The sequence below is a fragment of the Streptococcus halichoeri genome, assembly GCF_009870755.1.
Lineage (GTDB): Bacteria > Bacillota > Bacilli > Lactobacillales > Streptococcaceae > Streptococcus > Streptococcus halichoeri.
In genome coordinates this window covers 1-16,918 of the sequence record NZ_WLZU01000033.1, presented here as the reverse complement: position 1 = coordinate 16,918, position 16,918 = coordinate 1, and the positions used below count along the sequence as shown (strand labels likewise).

Annotated in this window: 14 protein-coding genes, 2 tRNA genes, 1 rRNA gene and 1 pseudogene; 2 read left to right on the top strand and 16 right to left on the bottom strand. The window is 41.3% G+C overall.

Annotated features, from left to right (window positions below; genetic code table 11):
• The 8 genes and pseudogenes from GWD08_RS07785 to tig all read right to left on the bottom strand — a co-directional run.
• Window positions 1-318 (bottom strand): annotated as a pseudogene (locus GWD08_RS07785) (restriction endonuclease subunit S); the annotation flags it as partial.
• Window positions 315-1,781 (bottom strand): class I SAM-dependent DNA methyltransferase, encoded by a 1,467-nt coding sequence (locus GWD08_RS07780; protein ID WP_159565086.1) that lies wholly within the window; start codon window positions 1,779-1,781, stop codon window positions 315-317. The gene GWD08_RS07780 and the pseudogene GWD08_RS07785, both read right to left, overlap by 4 nt.
• 12 nt (window positions 1,782-1,793) lie before the next feature.
• Window positions 1,794-4,127, bottom strand: coding sequence for an EcoAI/FtnUII family type I restriction enzme subunit R (gene hsdR / locus GWD08_RS07775; RefSeq protein WP_159565084.1), 2,334 nt, complete (start codon window positions 4,125-4,127; stop codon window positions 1,794-1,796).
• 367 nt (window positions 4,128-4,494) lie between these two features.
• Complete coding sequence (ltrA, locus tag GWD08_RS07770; RefSeq protein WP_159565082.1) at window positions 4,495-5,772, bottom strand: group II intron reverse transcriptase/maturase; 1,278 nt, start codon at window positions 5,770-5,772, stop codon at window positions 4,495-4,497.
• A 735-nt stretch (window positions 5,773-6,507) separates the two neighbouring features.
• Window positions 6,508-6,900: a 30S ribosomal protein S9 gene (gene rpsI, locus GWD08_RS07765; RefSeq protein WP_159544813.1), complete on the bottom strand. Its 393-nt coding sequence runs from the start codon at window positions 6,898-6,900 to the stop codon at window positions 6,508-6,510.
• A 20-nt stretch (window positions 6,901-6,920) separates the two neighbouring features.
• Window positions 6,921-7,367, bottom strand: coding sequence for a 50S ribosomal protein L13 (gene rplM, locus GWD08_RS07760; protein WP_159544815.1), 447 nt, complete (start codon window positions 7,365-7,367; stop codon window positions 6,921-6,923).
• Between the two features lie 863 nt (window positions 7,368-8,230).
• Window positions 8,231-8,821: a DNA-directed RNA polymerase subunit delta gene (gene rpoE / locus GWD08_RS07755; RefSeq protein WP_159546200.1), complete on the bottom strand. Its 591-nt coding sequence runs from the start codon at window positions 8,819-8,821 to the stop codon at window positions 8,231-8,233.
• Between the two features lie 367 nt (window positions 8,822-9,188).
• A complete protein-coding gene (tig, locus tag GWD08_RS07750) occupies window positions 9,189-10,472 on the bottom strand; it encodes a trigger factor (RefSeq protein WP_159561777.1) in 1,284 nt (427 codons plus the stop codon).
• A gap of 179 nt (window positions 10,473-10,651) precedes the next feature.
• Here tig and GWD08_RS07745 point away from each other — a divergent pair, with 179 nt between their 5' ends.
• The gene (locus GWD08_RS07745; protein WP_159565080.1) at window positions 10,652-11,491 is read left to right on the top strand and encodes a mechanosensitive ion channel family protein; all 840 of its coding nucleotides are present in this window, start codon (window positions 10,652-10,654) and stop codon (window positions 11,489-11,491) included.
• A 24-nt stretch (window positions 11,492-11,515) separates the two neighbouring features.
• On the opposite strand, the gene GWD08_RS07740 is transcribed toward GWD08_RS07745, so the two are convergent.
• The 6 genes from GWD08_RS07740 to GWD08_RS07715 form a co-directional block, all read right to left on the bottom strand.
• Window positions 11,516-12,082: a TIGR01440 family protein gene (locus GWD08_RS07740; protein WP_159565078.1), complete on the bottom strand. Its 567-nt coding sequence runs from the start codon at window positions 12,080-12,082 to the stop codon at window positions 11,516-11,518.
• On the bottom strand, window positions 12,082-12,546 hold the full coding sequence (locus GWD08_RS07735; protein ID WP_159546192.1) for an ECF transporter S component: 465 nt from the start codon (window positions 12,544-12,546) through the stop codon (window positions 12,082-12,084). The genes GWD08_RS07740 and GWD08_RS07735 overlap by 1 nt, the downstream gene beginning before the upstream one ends.
• A 9-nt stretch (window positions 12,547-12,555) precedes the next feature.
• Complete coding sequence (locus GWD08_RS07730; protein WP_159546190.1) at window positions 12,556-13,314, bottom strand: bifunctional hydroxymethylpyrimidine kinase/phosphomethylpyrimidine kinase; 759 nt, start codon at window positions 13,312-13,314, stop codon at window positions 12,556-12,558.
• Complete coding sequence (gene truA, locus GWD08_RS07725; protein WP_159546188.1) at window positions 13,301-14,053, bottom strand: tRNA pseudouridine(38-40) synthase TruA; 753 nt, start codon at window positions 14,051-14,053, stop codon at window positions 13,301-13,303. The genes GWD08_RS07730 and truA overlap by 14 nt, the downstream gene beginning before the upstream one ends.
• A gap of 256 nt (window positions 14,054-14,309) precedes the next feature.
• Window positions 14,310-14,780, bottom strand: a complete 471-nt coding sequence (locus GWD08_RS07720; RefSeq protein ID WP_167547773.1) for a sigma-70 family RNA polymerase sigma factor — start codon at window positions 14,778-14,780, stop codon at window positions 14,310-14,312.
• A gap of 280 nt (window positions 14,781-15,060) precedes the next feature.
• Window positions 15,061-15,134 (bottom strand) — tRNA-Arg (locus tag GWD08_RS07715).
• A gap of 182 nt (window positions 15,135-15,316) precedes the next feature.
• Between GWD08_RS07715 and GWD08_RS07710 the strand changes: the two genes are divergently transcribed.
• Entirely contained in the window at window positions 15,317-16,573 is a 1,257-nt protein-coding gene (locus tag GWD08_RS07710) for an ISL3 family transposase (RefSeq protein ID WP_159565076.1), read from the top strand.
• Between the two features lie 141 nt (window positions 16,574-16,714).
• Here GWD08_RS07710 and GWD08_RS07705 read toward each other — a convergent pair.
• Window positions 16,715-16,788, bottom strand: a tRNA-Asn gene (locus GWD08_RS07705).
• A gap of 5 nt (window positions 16,789-16,793) precedes the next feature.
• Window positions 16,794-16,909, bottom strand: a 5S ribosomal RNA gene (rrf, locus tag GWD08_RS07700).
• Window positions 16,910-16,918 lie beyond the last annotated feature (9 nt).

Genomic DNA, 16,918 nt, shown 5'->3' with positions numbered 1-16,918 from the left:
TTTTGGCGTTCCGCCTGATGTGATTGTTCCTAAATTTCTTAACCTCACCCACTCCCAGCTCTCTGGAATATCATAAGGTACATCAACTTCCTGCACCGTCCCATCTGCCAACTTCTCATAAGGTTTCCCATCCTCACCTCGAAAGAGCTCGGTTTCCTTTTTATCTCGCCTGATTTTTCCCTCTGCGATGAGTTTTTCCTTTTCCGCCTTGATGCGTTTGAGGAGTTCGCTGGCTGGCTCGTCTGCTGGATCTTGCGGAACCAATTTGCCCTCCATGGCTCGCTGGAGGATGCTGGATTTGAGTTGCTCTGGTGTCATCCCTTATCCTCCAAAAGCTCTAAAATATCTGCCAAGACCGCATCAATCTTCTGATTAAGGACTGCCCGTTCTTGCTGGTAGTTTTGGATAAGCTCCAAAGGTTCTAGGATTTCTTCCTCCTCCTTTGGAAAACCACACTGGTCAAAGTTGTAGCTCAAATCCGCTAGCTCACTTGGTGAAAAAGCTTTCGCCTTGTAAAAATTCCCCTCTAAAATCTCCTCACGATTAGCCCACCAGTCACGGACAGGGGCAAAATGCTCCGCTTTCATCGGCTTGGTCTTAGAAAAGTTTTTATAACCCTCTGGCATGTCCAAACGGTAAAACCAAGTTTCCTCCGTCTTCTTGGTCTTATCAAAGAAAAGGATATTGGTATGGATGGAGGTATAGGGCGCAAAGACACTATGCGGCAGGCGGATAATGGTATGGAGGTTAAACTCCTCCACCAGTTTCTGCTTGAGGCGGGTCTTAGCCCCCTCTCCAAAGAGAAAACCATCAGGCAAAATCACCCCAACCCGACCATTTTCTTTCAAGCGATACATGATAACCGCCATAAAGAGGTCTGCCGTCTCCGAGCTCCGCAATTCTGCTGGAAAGTTGTTTTTAATGGTCTCCAGTTCCGACCCACCAAAAGGTGGGTTCATCATGATGATGTCAAACTTCTCGTCCTCCGTATAGTCACGGACATTTTTCTCCAAGGTATTGCCGTGGATGATTTTAGGGTCGTCAATTTCATGAAGAAAGAGATTGGTCACCGCCAAGAGATGTGGAAAGGCCTTTTTCTCAATCCCAAAGACAGCCCTGTTGTATTTTTGAATATCTTCACTGGTCTTTCGCTGTTTACTGAGGTGGTTCAAGGTCGAGGTCAAGAAACCACCTGTCCCACAGGCAAGGTCAGCCATCGACTCCCCCAGTTTTGGATCAAGCATCTCAGCGATAAAATCCGTCGCCGCCCGAGGGGTGTAAAACTCCCCAGAATTTCCCGCACTTTGGATGTCCTTGAGGATTTTTTCATAAATGTCATTAAAGGAATGACGGTCTTCAGGGCTGTTAAAGTCCACCTCGTCAATGACGTTAATGACCTGTCGCAAAAGAATACCGTTTTTCATGTAGTTGTTGGCATCTTCAAAGGCTGACTTGACGATGCTTTTGCGAAGAGGCATATTTGGCGTGACTTCAAGATCTTTTAATTCCTTAAAGAGCCGGTTGTTGACAAAGTCCAGCAGGTCGTCCCCTGTCAAGACCTGCTCACCCTTTTCAGCGTGAGCCCAGTTTCGCCATTTGAGGTCCTCTGGGATGATGGACTCATAGTCATCCTCTTCCAATTCCCAGACCATCTCACGGCTATCGTAAATCTTCAAAAAGAGTAACCAAGACATCTGCTCGATCCGCTGGGCATCGCCATTGACCCCAGCGTCATTTCGTGTAATGTCTTGAATGCGTTTGACAAATGCTGTAATTGACATGATTTCCTTTCCTTAAGCTACGGTAAAAAGCCTTTCTTCCAATTCTTTTATCGCCTCTAAATAGCGTTTCTTATCTCCAAAGTGCGTGTTGATAATCTTAAAGGTACCACCAAAGACCTGAAACTCTGGCAACTTCAGGGTTTCAAGACTTTCCAGTTCCCCAATGCCCTTATCCATATACTTGTCCAGCAAAATCTCCAGCACGGCACGCGCCTCCTCGCTGTACTTATAGAGATAACCACTTTGCTTGACCTGGCTTATCCGCTCGGTCTTGGTCAGACTCTTTTGCCCATAAGCCAGTTTCAGGAGCAAATCAAAATCATCAATCTCCTGTTCTGAAATTCCTTCCGCCTCTCTAATAGCATCAAAGTAAACGCCTTTTTGATAAAGTTCTTCCAAGATAACCTTTTTCTTGTCCGCCGCCTGCCATGCCGTGATAAAGTCGGTCAAGGTCGCATAAGCCCCCAAAACATTTTTCCGAGTGTAATCAGTCAGACTCTCCGTGACTAATTTGCCATTTTCATCCAAGACTTGAACCGTTGAGTTCAAAATCGTCACCTTTTTATCCGTCACACGGTATTTTTCCGTGGGTTCATTCACCTCAGTTGTAAATTTAGGCGGACTTTTCAGGTCTGTCTGACCACCGACGACCAATACCTTGACAGGATCGCCATCAAAATCTGGGTCAGCAAAGAGATTAGTTACGTTTCTAAAGTCAATGATGGTGAAAAACTCCTTGCCCTTGTCGGGATACAGCCGTGTCCCTCGACCGATGATTTGCTTAAACTCCGTCATAGACTGGATATTGGAGTCCAGCACAATCAAGCGACAGGTCTTGGCGTTGACCCCAGTCGTCAAGAGTTTTGAAGTAGTCACAACAGCTGGAAATTTAGAATTGACATCCATAAAGTTATCCAGCTGAGCCTTACCTTCTGCGTTATCTCCAGTCACCTGCATCACATAGCGATAATCTTCTTGTACTAGGTCGGGATTTTCCTTAACAAAGGCTGCTCGCATTCGTTCAGCATGGTCAATATCAACACAGAAAACGATAGTTTTATCGAAGCGTGCATTGTTTTGCTTCATGTAATCTGAAACAAACTTTGCCACCATCTGCGTCCGGTCATCAATTACAATGGTCTTGTCAAAATCCTTGCGACCGTAGTATCTATCTTCAATGAGTTGACCTTTAGTATCAACTTGACCATTTTCTGGACGATAGCCATCCACATCGATATCAAGATTTACTCGCATGACCCGATAGGGAGCCAAAAAACCGTCCTCAATCCCTTGCTTTAAGCTATAAGTGTAAACAGGTTCGCCAAAATAATCCATATTGGAAATCTCTTTAGTCTCCTTTGGCGTTGCCGTCATGCCTATTTGTGTCGCCGATGAGAAATAGTCAATCACCTTTCGCCAGTTGCTATCTTCTTTAGCTGAACCACGGTGGGCCTCATCAATGACAATCAAGTCAAAGAAATCCTTATCAAACTTTTGGTAATGAGTTTCCTCTCCGGCTTCACCTGTTAATTGCTGGTAAAGTCCTAGATAAATCTCAAAGGAATTGAGTTTTTCTGGGGCATTGAGCAGCTTTGCCGTGATTTTGGTCATGACCTTTTCAAAGGGCTTAAAATCTTCAGCCATGGTCTGGTCAACCAAGATATTTCGGTCAGCTAAAAACAATACTCGCTTAGCCAGCCCTGCCTTTCGCAAGCGATGGATAATCTGAAAGGCCATAAAGGTCTTCCCAGTTCCTGTCGCCATGACAAACATGACCCGCTTTTGCCCACGAGCAACCGCCTCAACCGTACGATTGATAGCAATTTGCTGGTAATAGCGAGGCGTTTTCGACGAAAAAGCATCGGTATAGTAAGGAATCGTAATAGCCTCTACAATTTCCGATGTCAATCCCTTCTCAGCCTTTAACCGTTCAAACAGCTCCTCACGAGTTGGAAAGTCATCCAAAGCGATTTCACGCTCTTGTCTCGTGATGCGGTCGTGTTCGATAAAGCCGTCCCCATTTGACGCATAAACAAAAGGCACATCCAAGATTTCTCCATATTCGATTGCCTGCTGTAAGCCAGCTCGAACACTATGTTTGTTATCCTTCGCTTCAATAATAGCAATACGCTGTCCAAATTGGTAATAAAGGGCGTAGTCTGACTTTTTACCCTCTTTTCGACGGGCTTTATCCCCACGAACTTCTATTCGACCATCTGTGAAATATTCCTCGTAAGCAATATGTTCCCCATTTTTCCAGCCTTTTGACAGAATGGCTGGCGTGATAAAGTTTGCCTTGATGTCTTCTTCAGACATTTTATGTTTAGGCTTTAATAAATCTACCATATTGAACCTTTCACATTCAATTGCACATAATAAAAAATTATCAGAAGTATATTTTATTTCTATTATACCATTTTCTAACACTATCTCGAACTATTTCTCAAGGGGGCTGGGGAGTCTCCCAGATATATAAAACACTAGGAAAATTGTCGGTTCGCCCTTTCTTGATGTTTTATTTTTTGCGATAGTGTGTATACACTATCTGAGCTCGCAAAAACCTAGAATCATGTTTTTAGGTCAATTCTAAAATCCCCGTACCAAACACGGTGACTGACATTGTCAGACAACTAATTTTTCAGAAGAACATCGAGTAGGGACTAATTTCTAGTCCCTCTCACACCACCGTGCGTGCCGTTCGGCACACGGCGGTTCAACTAACTGTTAACGCCTGTCGTTCTAAATAATAATCTAAGCACGAGACCAGTCCACGTTTAGTTAGGACTGGTTTTGATATGGCTCGTTTCAGTACAGACCTCTGAGCCACTAATTGGTAATGGTCACCCCAACCAGATATCTTATCAGCTATCCACTTCGGAACTCCTAGTTTGAGAAGTCCCCATAGTCGCTTAGATTTCTTTTTCCATTGTTTCCAGATAATAACTCTTATTCGAGTTCTCACTCGTTCATCAATGCTTGCCATGACTGATTTCATGTTCGTCATAGAAAAGTAGTTTATCCAACCTCGAATCAACCAGTTGAGTTTCTCAATACGACTGTCCAAGTCTATGCTCCATTTGCGTGTGGTTAGCTTCTTGAGTTTCCTCTTGAAACTCTGCACACTATCTTGGTGCGGACGACTTTTCCATCCATCAGCTGATTTCCACAACCCAAACCCTAGATACTTCAGTTTGCTCGGTCTCACAATCTTTGTCTTGGTCATGTTGACTTTTAAACCTAATCGTTTTTCAATAAAGCGACTAATAGAGTGCATCACACGTTTGGCAGCTGCTTCACTTCCAACTGTGATGACACAATCATCTGCGTAGCGGACGAAGCGAAGCCCTCGTTTTTCAAGTTCTTTGTCCAACTCATTAAGCATGATATTGGATAAGAGCGGTGACAAGTTGCCTCCCTGCGGTGTTCCGACTAGTGTTTTCTGACGGTGTCCGTTGATGACGACCCCTGAATGAAGGTACTTACGAATCAGTGATTCTGTATCGCCATCTTGGATAATGTTATGGACAAGTGACATCAGTCTATCTTGAGGAACGGTGTCAAAGAACTTCTCAAGGTCTATGTCTACTATCCACTCGTAGCCAGTATTAAGGTATTCTAATAACTGGACAATGGCTTTTTCACATGAGCGATTTGGCCGGAAGCCATAGCTCGTCTCAGAGAAATGAGGTTCACAAATAGGACTGATGACTTGGACAATAGCTTGTTGTATCATCCTATCCATAACTGTGGGGATACCAAGCTGACGGACTCCTCCGTTAGGTTTGGGAATGTCAACTCGTAAGACTGGCTGAGGCTTATACTTCCTCTGCTTTATGAGTTCTTTCGTTGAACGCCAGTGTTGGTGGAGATAGTCATCTATTTCGTCAATTGTTACGCCGTCAATTCCAGCTGAGCCCTTATTGGTCTTAACTTGATTGTAGGCTTCCAACATGTTTGAACGAGATAGGATATTATCTAGTAACTGTGACATGTGCGTATTCCTTTCTTATTTCGGTGCCTGTGAGACATCTTATATTAGCGAACTTTCCTCTAGTCAATACGTGACCGCATTCCGTTCTATCAGACCGTTCTTTACAGACACAAGTGAAGTAGGTATACTTCGGTTAATCGTTCGGTCCTTCGCTGCGTTTCCATTCCAGAAACTTCATCACTACTATGACCTCGGCTGACTTCTCATGAGTCGTTGTTACTACGTCTTTTTGACGCTCATGAGACCTCACGGGATAAGTCGTACATCTTTCCTCGTTTACTCTCGTGATTTACGCCTATAGGTTACGACTACCTTTTTGGACTTTAGAGTTTTTGGCCCCCTCATCCTCTATATACGCCTTTATATCACGTTTCTGTTCGTAGAGCCACGATTTCGCTATCCCTTCCTCTCCCCGCTATCTCACGATAGTCAGGCTTGGGAGTCGCTATTGGGTTCACCGGTAGCGGGTGCCCACGAAGGACTTTCACCTCAGATGTACGACATGCCCGTCGTACTCAAAAAAGCACCCGTAGAGCAAACCTGCGAGTGCTTAAAATGTTGATATAATCGTAATGATTAACGTTTTGAGGCACGAAGACTGCATCTCCTTTGCAGCCGTATTCGTAAGCGACTAAAGCCGCAACGACTACGTCAATTGCGTCACCAGTTCTTTCAGAAAAGAAAATACTCCATGGTAATCCATGAAGTATTGTTCTGCTGCATTGTAGCTGGTTCTTAACGTTTTGAGAACTGGCTAGCCTTACGAGCTTTTTTGAGACCAGGTTTTTTACGTTCAACCATACGTGCGTCACGTGTAAGAAGGCCAGCGCGTTTCAATGAATCGCGGAAGTCTGGATCAACTTGGAGAAGCGCACGCGCGATACCATGACGAATCGCACCTGATTGTCCGCCGTAACCACCACCTACAACATTAACAAATACATCGTATGAACCTTCAGTTGAGGTAACTGCAAATGGTTGGTTAATAACAAGGCGTAAGTCAGCATGTGGAATGTATTCTTCAACATCCTTGTTGTTTACTGTGATTTTACCAGTACCTGGAACCAAACGAACGCGTGCTACAGCGTTTTTACGACGGCCAGTACCTGCATATTGTGCTTGTGCCATTATTTAATGCTCCTTTCCTCTTAGATAAGTCCTGAAATGTCAAGTACTTCTGGTTGTTGTGCTGCATGTGTATGCTCTGAACCAACGAAGACTTTTAATTTCATGCCTTGTGCACGTCCAAGAGTGTTGTGTGGAAGCATGCCTTTAACTGATTTTTCAATCAAGCGAACTGCGTTTTTAGAGCGTAATTCACCTGCTGAGATTGATTTCAATCCACCTGGATACATAGAGTGAGTGTAGTAGATTTTATCACTTGCTTTTTTACCAGTTAATTTAACTTTTTCAGCATTGATAACAATGACAAAATCACCTGTGTCAGTGTGTGGTGTAAAAGTTGGTTTGTTTTTTCCGCGAAGTACGCTAGCAACTACTGCAGAAAGACGTCCAAGTGGTACATCAGTGGCGTCAACAATGTACCATTTACGTTCAACTTGGCCTGGCTTAGCCATGAAAGTTGTTTTGTTCATGATTTCTCCTATACGAATTCGTAATATTTGTTTACAGTAATGGTGGGTGTTCCGTCCCACGCAAAGATATTTGGAAGGTTCCGGGGCCTTACAAATGGGGTAAACAATACCGTCTTTTATCATACCAAAATATAGCTATTAAAGTCAAGGTTTTTAGACTTATTTTTCACGTTTAGCACTTGCTGCTACTTTCCAAAATAAATTCTCTTTTATCTTTCAAACCAATATCATCATTAAGTCTGAGATATTTCTGTCAAAAGTATGCCCGACTCATTACCCCCATTTCGAAATGTAACCTGAAAAACCTGCACACTAGATTGCTCGTTTGTCGTCTTTAGAGCTCAAACAGTTGATGAAAGTCAAGTCACAGAGGGCTCTGCTTTCTAGTTGCTGTAGTGGGTAGAGCACCACCACAACGCAGCGCAGAGGGAGGGGCAGGAATTATCAAGCTCTTATTCTAATGCTAAGCTACAAGCAACCAAACAAACTAATCACAGACATTAAGCGGGACTGATTTGAGCTTTTTAAGCCTCGGAGCCTTAAAAACCAAACTCTTCATCACTTTGACTATAACAAAAGAGAAGACAAACCTTGTCTCCCCTCGCTTGCTTTAGCTATCAATCATCCTCTACAAGTCAACAATAAGCCGAGCCGATAATCAGCCAAAACTAAAAACAGGTAAACTTAGCCAAACAAACTAAAGAATCGGCGCCTGCTGCCACAACCGATACCAAAACCAAAAACAGCGAAATGTCGCCTCAAACGAGCCCTCGCTGTTTTTGATTTATTGTATTACAGTCCTAACCTAACACTAACTTCTGCTAGATTAGAACTGCAATCAAGTTAGCGGAATGACTGAGAACCTATTGATTGTCTTCTACCTCCTCGTCCTCTTCTTCCTCTTCATCATCCTCATCTTCTTCATTGATATCAACTTCTTCTAGATCATCTTCTGGAATGATTTCATTTAATTCAGAGTCATACGATTCAACCTCTGACTTTTCATCGTCAGGATCTTCTTCATCGTACTCAACTTCCGCTGATTTTTCTGTGAAATCTTCATCTTCTGGATCATCGTCGTTATAATCAATTGCATCTTCGTCACCATCCATAAAAGCGTTGACCCGATGGTTTTTACGTTTTGAGCCGCCATCTTCTTCATCTTCAAGCGTAATGATTTCCTCATCAATTTCATCAATCGCATACCAAGAACGAAGGCCCCATTTATTATCACCTAATGGAATAAAGCTTCCATCAGTATTTAAGTCTGTATAGAAAAACGGAAGCGCTTGACGAATATCCGCGTCAGATTTTCCTAAATAGGTTTGAATATCATTGACAAGATCACTAAAATACATTTCGTTGTCACGGCCACGTTGTTCTAAAATAGCACGTGCCACCTCAATCATGGATAGTTCACTTTTTTCTTGTCCCGCAAATACGTCTAATTTCAAGGCTATTCTCCTTATTATATCATTCCCTACTATTTTACGCTAATTTTATTATTTCGTCAAAATATTTATTGCTTGTGCTCTCAAAGGCACGATTTGTATGGCCTGTAAACTATTTGAGGGTAGTTTATGGCAAGTGGTCGCTTTTTAATCCATTTTTACCATTCACTCACCCATCACAAGCATTTCGTTTGCTAAGTAAAAAAGCTGAAATGATTGATTTCAGCTTTGCGTAACTCGCTAAAGGATGTCTATTTTGGTATTTTGCCGACTAAAAATGGATAACTTAACATTTAGTACAAGAATAAACCAAATTGTTTCCCTCTTGATCCCAGCTTTTCATTTACCCATTACAGCGGACCATACAACCTTATTTTACAGTTGCTGTCTCTGTAATAACTTCTACAGCTTTTTTCATAGCAATGTCATGCTTCAACATATCTTCTGATAATAATGAACGTACTTGTTCAACTGGTAAATTGTACTCCGCAGCAAGGTCGTTGACTTCATTCTCAATATCTTCTTTAGAAACTTCAAAGCCTTCTGCCTTAGCAATAGCTTCAATAATAAGGTTCGTTTTCACCCGATTATCTGCTTGCCCTTCGTGTTGCTTGTGAAGATCTTCTTCTGTAGTACCAGTTAATTGGTAGTACATTTCTGGAGAAATACCTTGACGTTGCATGTTCCCCATAAATTCATTCATTGAACGATGAACTTCTTCATGAATCATTTCTTCAGGTAACTCAACAATTTCTGCGTTGGCAACAGCTAATTCAATTGCTGCGCTTTCAACTGCATCATCATAAGCAATTTCTTTTTCAGCTTCTAGATCTTTACGATACTTCGCTTTCAAATCTGCTAAAGTTTCAACTTCTTCATCAATATCTTTTGCGAGTTCGTCATCCAATTCTGGAACTTCTTTAGCTTTTACTTCATGAATTGTTGTTACAAATAGCGCTGCTTTACCAGCTAGATCTTCTGCCTGATAATCTTCTGGGAAGGTTACCTCAACATTTACAGTGTCACCGGCTTTTGAACCAACCAACTGTTCTTCAAAGCCAGGAATGAATTGACCAGAACCTAATTCAAGAGAGAAATTCTCACCCTTACCACCGTCAAATTCCACACCATCAACTGAGCCAACAAAGTCAATAACAACAGTATCCCCTTCAGCTGCTGCATCTTCTTTGACAACAAGTTCAGCTAGATTTTGACGTTCATGTTCTACTTTAGCATCTACTTCTTCGTCTGTAACTTCTTTAGTTGCTTCAACTTCAACCACTAAGTTTTTATAATCACCTAATTTAACTTCAGGTTTTGTAACAACTTCAGCTGTAATTTCCCAGTCCTTGCCCTTCTCCATTGAGGCAACATCAATTTTAGGTTGAGCAACAATATCTAAATCAAGCTCAGAAACCGCAGCTTCATACGCATCAGGTAAGATAATATTTAAAGCGTCTTCATAAAGCACTTCTTCACCAAACTTTTGATTGAAAAGGGGACGAGGAATATGACCTTTACGGAATCCTGGAACATTAATATCTTTTTTGACTTTGTTAAAAGCTTGATCAAGAGCTGGTTTAATTTTTTCTTGATCGATTGTAAATGTAATAACACCACGGTTGGTGGCTTTTTCTTCAAATGATGTAGACATGAAGTCATTTCTCCTTAAAATAATTTAGATACAGTTCATTCTATCATAATCAGACACTATTTAAAAGTCTTTTGTGTATTATTCCCCAGTCATAGTAGGCTTTGCTTGGATTTCATGTGCCTTCCTCTGGTTTATTTTTAGAGTAATTTTTGTTACACTACTGAAGGAAAGGATTAAATATGACTTTTATCTTGAACTATTTTAACAAGCTTAAACTTGAAAATATACTCCTTACTCTCTTAGAAAAAGCAGTCTCACTAGTACTTCTTTTAATTTTCTTTTCCCTATTAAAAAGCGTTGTTAATTACCTTTTTGAAAAGGCAGTTGAAAAATCCCTCCCTTTTTCAAGGCAAACAGCTGCACGCAGGAAGACACTCTCAAAATTACTCTATAATCTGATTAATTATGTTTTATATTTTTTATTAATTTATTGGGTATTAAGTCTACTCTCTATACCAGTTTCAAGTCTACTAGCTGGAGCCGGAATTGCTGGAGTTGCTATTGGTTTAGGTGCACAGGGCTTCTTGTCAGATGTTATCAACGGATTTTTTATTCTCTTTGAAAATCAATTTGAAGTGGGTGATACCGTTACATTAGCAGACATCAATGGAACCATTATTAGTGTAGGAATCAGAACAACACAGGTTAAAGGGTTTGATGGCACCTTGCATTATATCCCAAATCGTAACATCACAATTGTCAGTAATCTCTCTCGAGGCGACATGCGCGCACTGATTGAAATTCCACTCTATGCCACGACTGACTTAAACCTCGTCACTAAAATTATTGAAGACGTCAATCAAAAAGAAGTTGCAAACCACCCCGAGATTATTGGTCAGCCAAATATTATGGGACCTCAGCTAAATGCAAACGGTCAATTTTCATTTCGTATTACCATCTATACCAAAAATGGCCAACAATACCTGATTTACCACACCTTCTACCGCCTTTACCAAGAAGCTATTTTGAATGCAGGAATTCCCTTACCAACTACAACTAACCTTACACCTCAAGTATAGAGCTCCTTTTCTGTGGAAGCTCTTTTAATTTTTTCGAATCGCATCCGCAGTATAGCGAGCCCTAGCACCACCAATCAATTTAGGACGACTAGCTAGGGCTGTCACATGTGCCTTACCGAGTTCTCGCTTAACAGGCACCAATGGAACCTGCACCCGCTTAATATGCATACCAATTGAAGTATCTCCAATATCAAGTCCTGCCTGAGCAACAATTTCTTCTACCTCAACAGGACTTTTCATCAATTTAAAGGCAGCTAGTTGCCCACTTCCTCCCGCATGAATACTAGGTAAAACATTTACAATTTCTAAGCCTCTGCTTTCAGCCAACTCTGCTTCAACCACTAAAGCACGATTAATATGCTCACAACCTTGAACAGCTAGATAAATACCTCGACTACTAAGTTCGTGGAGAATAACTTCTACTATCAGTTCACCTATCTCAAGACTTGAATTTTGTCCAATCAAGCCTCCCCTAACTTCACTAGAAGACAAACCTAGAACAAAGATTTGACCCGACTTAATACCACTGCGTTCAATAATGTCAACAACAATCTTTCTAGTTTCTTCTTGTAAATACTCCAAGTCAATCATTAACTTCTTACTCTTTCTATTGCCTGTTTAAGAATATAACCCGTGGCCATGCCAGCCATATTTTGAAGAATGTTTCCTGGAATACTTGAAAAAACGGACCCCCAGCCATACATGCAACCACCTACTACTGCATAGCCAATCACCATAAAGCTAGTTGCACCAATTAACCCTATCAGGCGTTTCCTACCAGGTAAGCCTGCTAAAAAGCCTTGACCACCATGAATTATCAAACTAAAAAACATCCAATTGGGATAACCCTTTAAAAGATCAATTAAAAATCCAGCCAAGGCACCAACAATAGCACCCTCTTTCTTGCCAAAATAGAAAGCTGCAAAGTAAATCCCTGCATCCAAAAAAGTCAAAAAGCCTGTTGGAGTAGGAATACTAATAACCATACCTAAAACTACTGATAAGGCGGTAATAATGGCTAATTGAATTAAACGACTTGTTTCTGCTTTTCTCATCATTGTCTCCTAAAAATATTGAACTACTCCATATTGATCTGCATTTTTGATTGCTTGGTAAACAAAATCTTTTGAGGCTGCAATAGCCTTTTCCTTGGAATCACCCAAAGCCAAACGACTGGCTATGCTTGAAGCAAAGGTACAACCTGCTCCGGCATTATTACCATTAAGCACTGGATTCGTATATGTGGAAAATTGTTGACCATCATAATAAAGATCAATGGCCTGATCTTGCTCAAGCCGGTTACCACCCTTAATAACCACGTGTTTGGCACCCATTTGGTTAAGCTTTATAGCTGCTTCTTTCATCTGGTCAAGGTTGTTAATCGTAAGTCCTGTTAATAATTGTGCCTCAACTAAATTTGGTGTAACAAGGCTTGCATATGGGAAAAGAGAGACTAATTCCTGTCCTAACTGGCTAACTTCTAAATCATGTTTCTCCTTACAAACAAGTACTGGATCTAAAACGATAGGGCAGCTTGGCATTTTGCTTAAAAATTCTAAAACTACTTGTACCGTTTGAATATTTGGCAAAAGCCCTATTTTAACAGCCGAAAAATTCACAGCTTTTAAGCTATCCAATTGTTGCTTTAATATCTGGGGATCAGTCGGAATAACTTCAAAGCCATTTTCGGTCATTGCTGTCAAACAGCTCACTGCCACAAATCCATGAATATGATTCACAGCATAGGTTGTTAAGTCAGCACACAAGCCGCCCCCTGAAAAAATATCATTTCCTGAAATTGCCAAAATGTTAGTCGTCTTCATACTTGATCTCCTTAAGGTATAAGCCATTGCCGGCTGGTGTTGGTCCAGCCAATTGGCGATTTTTACTATCTAAGATAACTTGAACTTGTTCAATCGGCATTCGGCCGTTACCAATCTTCAATAACGTTCCTACCATATTTCGAACTTGTTTATACAAAAAACCATTGCCCTGAAACTGAAAAACAAACAAGCGGCGATTGCAATCATAATCAACCGTAGCTGAGGTAATTGTCCGCACTTTATTTTTTACACTGGTTCCAGCTGCAGTAAAGCCTGTAAAATCATGAGTTCCCACTAATAATCGAATTGCCATTTGCATTCGCTCCAAATCAAGAGGATAGGGATAGTGTGTCGCATAATGGCGCATCATCGGATTTTTGGGGCGACCATTATCCACTAAAAACTCATACGTTTTAGAGTGTTTGATATAGCGAGCATGAAATGAAGTATCAACTTTTTCAATTTTTACAACATCAATATCATCAGGTGATTGTGTATCTAGCGCAAACCGCAACTTCTCTTCTATCATTTCTAGAGGAAAGTCAAAATGAATCACCTGACCATAGGCATGTACTCCAGCATCCGTACGACCAGCACCATGAACAATTATCTGTTGCCCGTCAGCAAGTTTTGACAAGGTTTTTTCTAATTCTTCCTGAACAGTTCGATGGTGAGGCTGGCGCTGAAAGCCAGAAAAAAGAGTCCCATCATAGGCAAGAATTGCTTTATATCTAATCATAGTTCTATTTTATCACGGAATTTAGGAAAGAACCACGCAAATATCCCCATCTGTCCCCAGACAAAAATACAGACTAGAAAATAGACTTTTATAAATGATTAAAATGAGTGATAAAGCAGAGCGGTTATAAATAAGAGTTACTCATTATCTTATCTACGTACGACGGACGGCTAATACCTAAGACTTAAACTACAGCAGAGTTAAACATTTTCAGTTAGTGCCGCTCCCCGTGCCAGTAAGAGTTAAGCAGGTCCACCTAGTCTAAAAAATCAATAAAATAAGGCTTTAATTTCCGCAATAAGGCACAACGCCCAGGAAAACGCTCCCCACTAACTAACTTATCTAATAATGCCCCCTCCTCTTCACTAAGCTCCTCTCTCAGGACTCTTAGCTGCTCCCTTATACATACCGACTCCCCAACGTCTAGACTACCACTCGCTAATCGATGCCCAACCTCACTGATTTCTTCATATGGCAGCTTATGAAAACGGCGCTTCAGGGACTCTTGCCCTCTAATCACATCCTTGACGTAGTTATTAAACTTCGTCTTAAAGTACACTAATAACCGCCCCCTATCCTCATATAATGTCGGGTGACTAGCTAAGAGTTGGTATAAGATAATCCGACCCTCCTGTAACCAATCTTCTTGATCCCAAAGTTGAATGTAATATTTCCGCCGACTTTTAAGAATAATAGGTTTAACCTCTTCAAATAACTTCTCTACCATTCTTGTTATTACCGACTCCTTCCTATCCTTTTACTTTTTCTTAAGTATAAAAGCTTCCACTAAAAAAGAACATGACATCCTTGTCATGTTCGAAATGCAGACTACAGACCATCCCTCTAAAACACAGAGGATAAAGAAGTGACATCTCTTAGAAATCTTCAAAGCACAGCAGGATAGGCGCACTTACGCTTCTGCGATCAAATAAAAAAGATTGAAGCAAGCAGTCCTAACAGACGCTGTCTTCAATCTAAGAACCTGAGGCTTGGGTTCTCTTCTTTTTTGCACCCTAGAGGAGTCGAACCTCTAACCGCCTGATTCGTAGTCAGGTACTCTATCCAGTTGAGCTAAGGGTGCTCTTATCTTCCTCTCTATAGTAACCTTTTTTCACTTAAAATGCAAACCTTCTTTCAATTCTGGCTCTATAATATCTGTAGTGGGTAAATCCACTCTGGAGATGATGAGCCTTTTTCATGCAGACAAAAAGTCCCATATGACTTATAATGAAAAGCGACTAAACTCACATTAGAAAGTGTCATATGGAACACCTTAAGAATACCACAGAATTAATCGGAATTAAAGACAAAAATATAGCTTTAGACAACGTTTTTCAACATAAGACGCACATTGAACTCTATGCAAGGCTGGATTATGAGCCTAAAGGGTGTCCGACTTGTGGTGGAAAACAGATAAAATACGACTTCCAAAAGCCGTCGAAAATCCCATTTCTTGACATCAATGGCTTTCCTAGTCTGATCAGGCTTAAAAAACGTCGGTTTCAATGCAAAAGCTGTCGTAAGGTTACTGTTTCTGAAACCAATTTGGTGCGAAAGAACTGCCAAATCTCTGAGCCTCTTAGGCAAAAGGTCGCTCAAGGACTGCTCAACCGTAAAGCGCTGACACACATCGCTCAAAACCTAGCGGTTTCTCCATCAACCGTCCATCGAAAACTCAAGCAGTTCTCCTTCAAGGAAGACTTCTCGCAACTGCCTGAGGTGCTCTCCATTGACGAATTTGCTTATCGAAAGGGGAAACTCGCCTTCATCGCTCAGGATTTTGAAACCAAGAAAATCATCACCATCCTTGATAATCGGACGCAAACAACCCTTCGCAATCATTTCTTTAGGTACTCTAAAAAGGCTAGAAACAGCGTTAAAATCGTTACTGTTGATATGTCTGGTTCTTACATTCCCCTCATCAAAATCCTATTCCCAAAGGCTGAGATTGTCCTTGACCGTTTCCATAGTGTCCAGCACCTGAATCGGGCTTTAAACCAGACCCGCATTCAACTCATGAAACGGTTTGACAAGAAATCCCTTGAATACCGAGCCTTGAAGTACTACTGGAAATTGGTCTTGAAAGATAGTCGAAAACTCTCGCTGCACCGCTTTTATTCAAGAACTTTTAGAGAAACAATCACGCCAAAAGAATGCCTAACCAAAATCTTCCAGCTGGTACCTGAATTAAAGGGCTATTACGACCTTTATCAGCTCCTGCTTTTTCACCTGCAAGAGAAAAATCCTGACCATTTCTTTGGCCTGATAACAGAGGCTTCCTCCAACCTCAATCAAACTTTCAAGACAGCTCTCCATACCCTTGTTCGCTACAAACCATATGTCACTAATGCCATCCAGCTGCCTTATTCGAACGCCAAACTTGAGGCGACAAACAAACTGATCAAAGATATTAAGCGCAATGCCTTTGGTTTTCGGAACTTTGAAAACTTTAAAACAAGAATTCTTATCGCTTTGAACATAGTAAAAGAGAAGACAAACTTTGTCTCCTCTCGTGCTTAGTTATAAGTTATAAGTCACCCACTACAGTTGACAATGAGCCGCTTTTAACTATAACAAAAAAGAAGACTGCTTTCGTCTTCTCTTTTGCCAACAAGTATAAAAAGAAAAGATAAGGTTCCCTCCTAATCTCTCTTCTCTCAACTCCGCCAGTAGGACTCGAACCTACGACATCATGATTAACAGTCATGCGCTACTACCAACTGAGCTATGGCGGATCATGGCTAAGCAACTACCGTATCTAACAGGGGGCAACCCCCAACTACTTCAGGCGTTCTAGGGCTTAACTGCTGTGTTCGGCATGGAAACAGGTGTATCTCCTAGGCTATCGTCACTTAACTGCTTGGG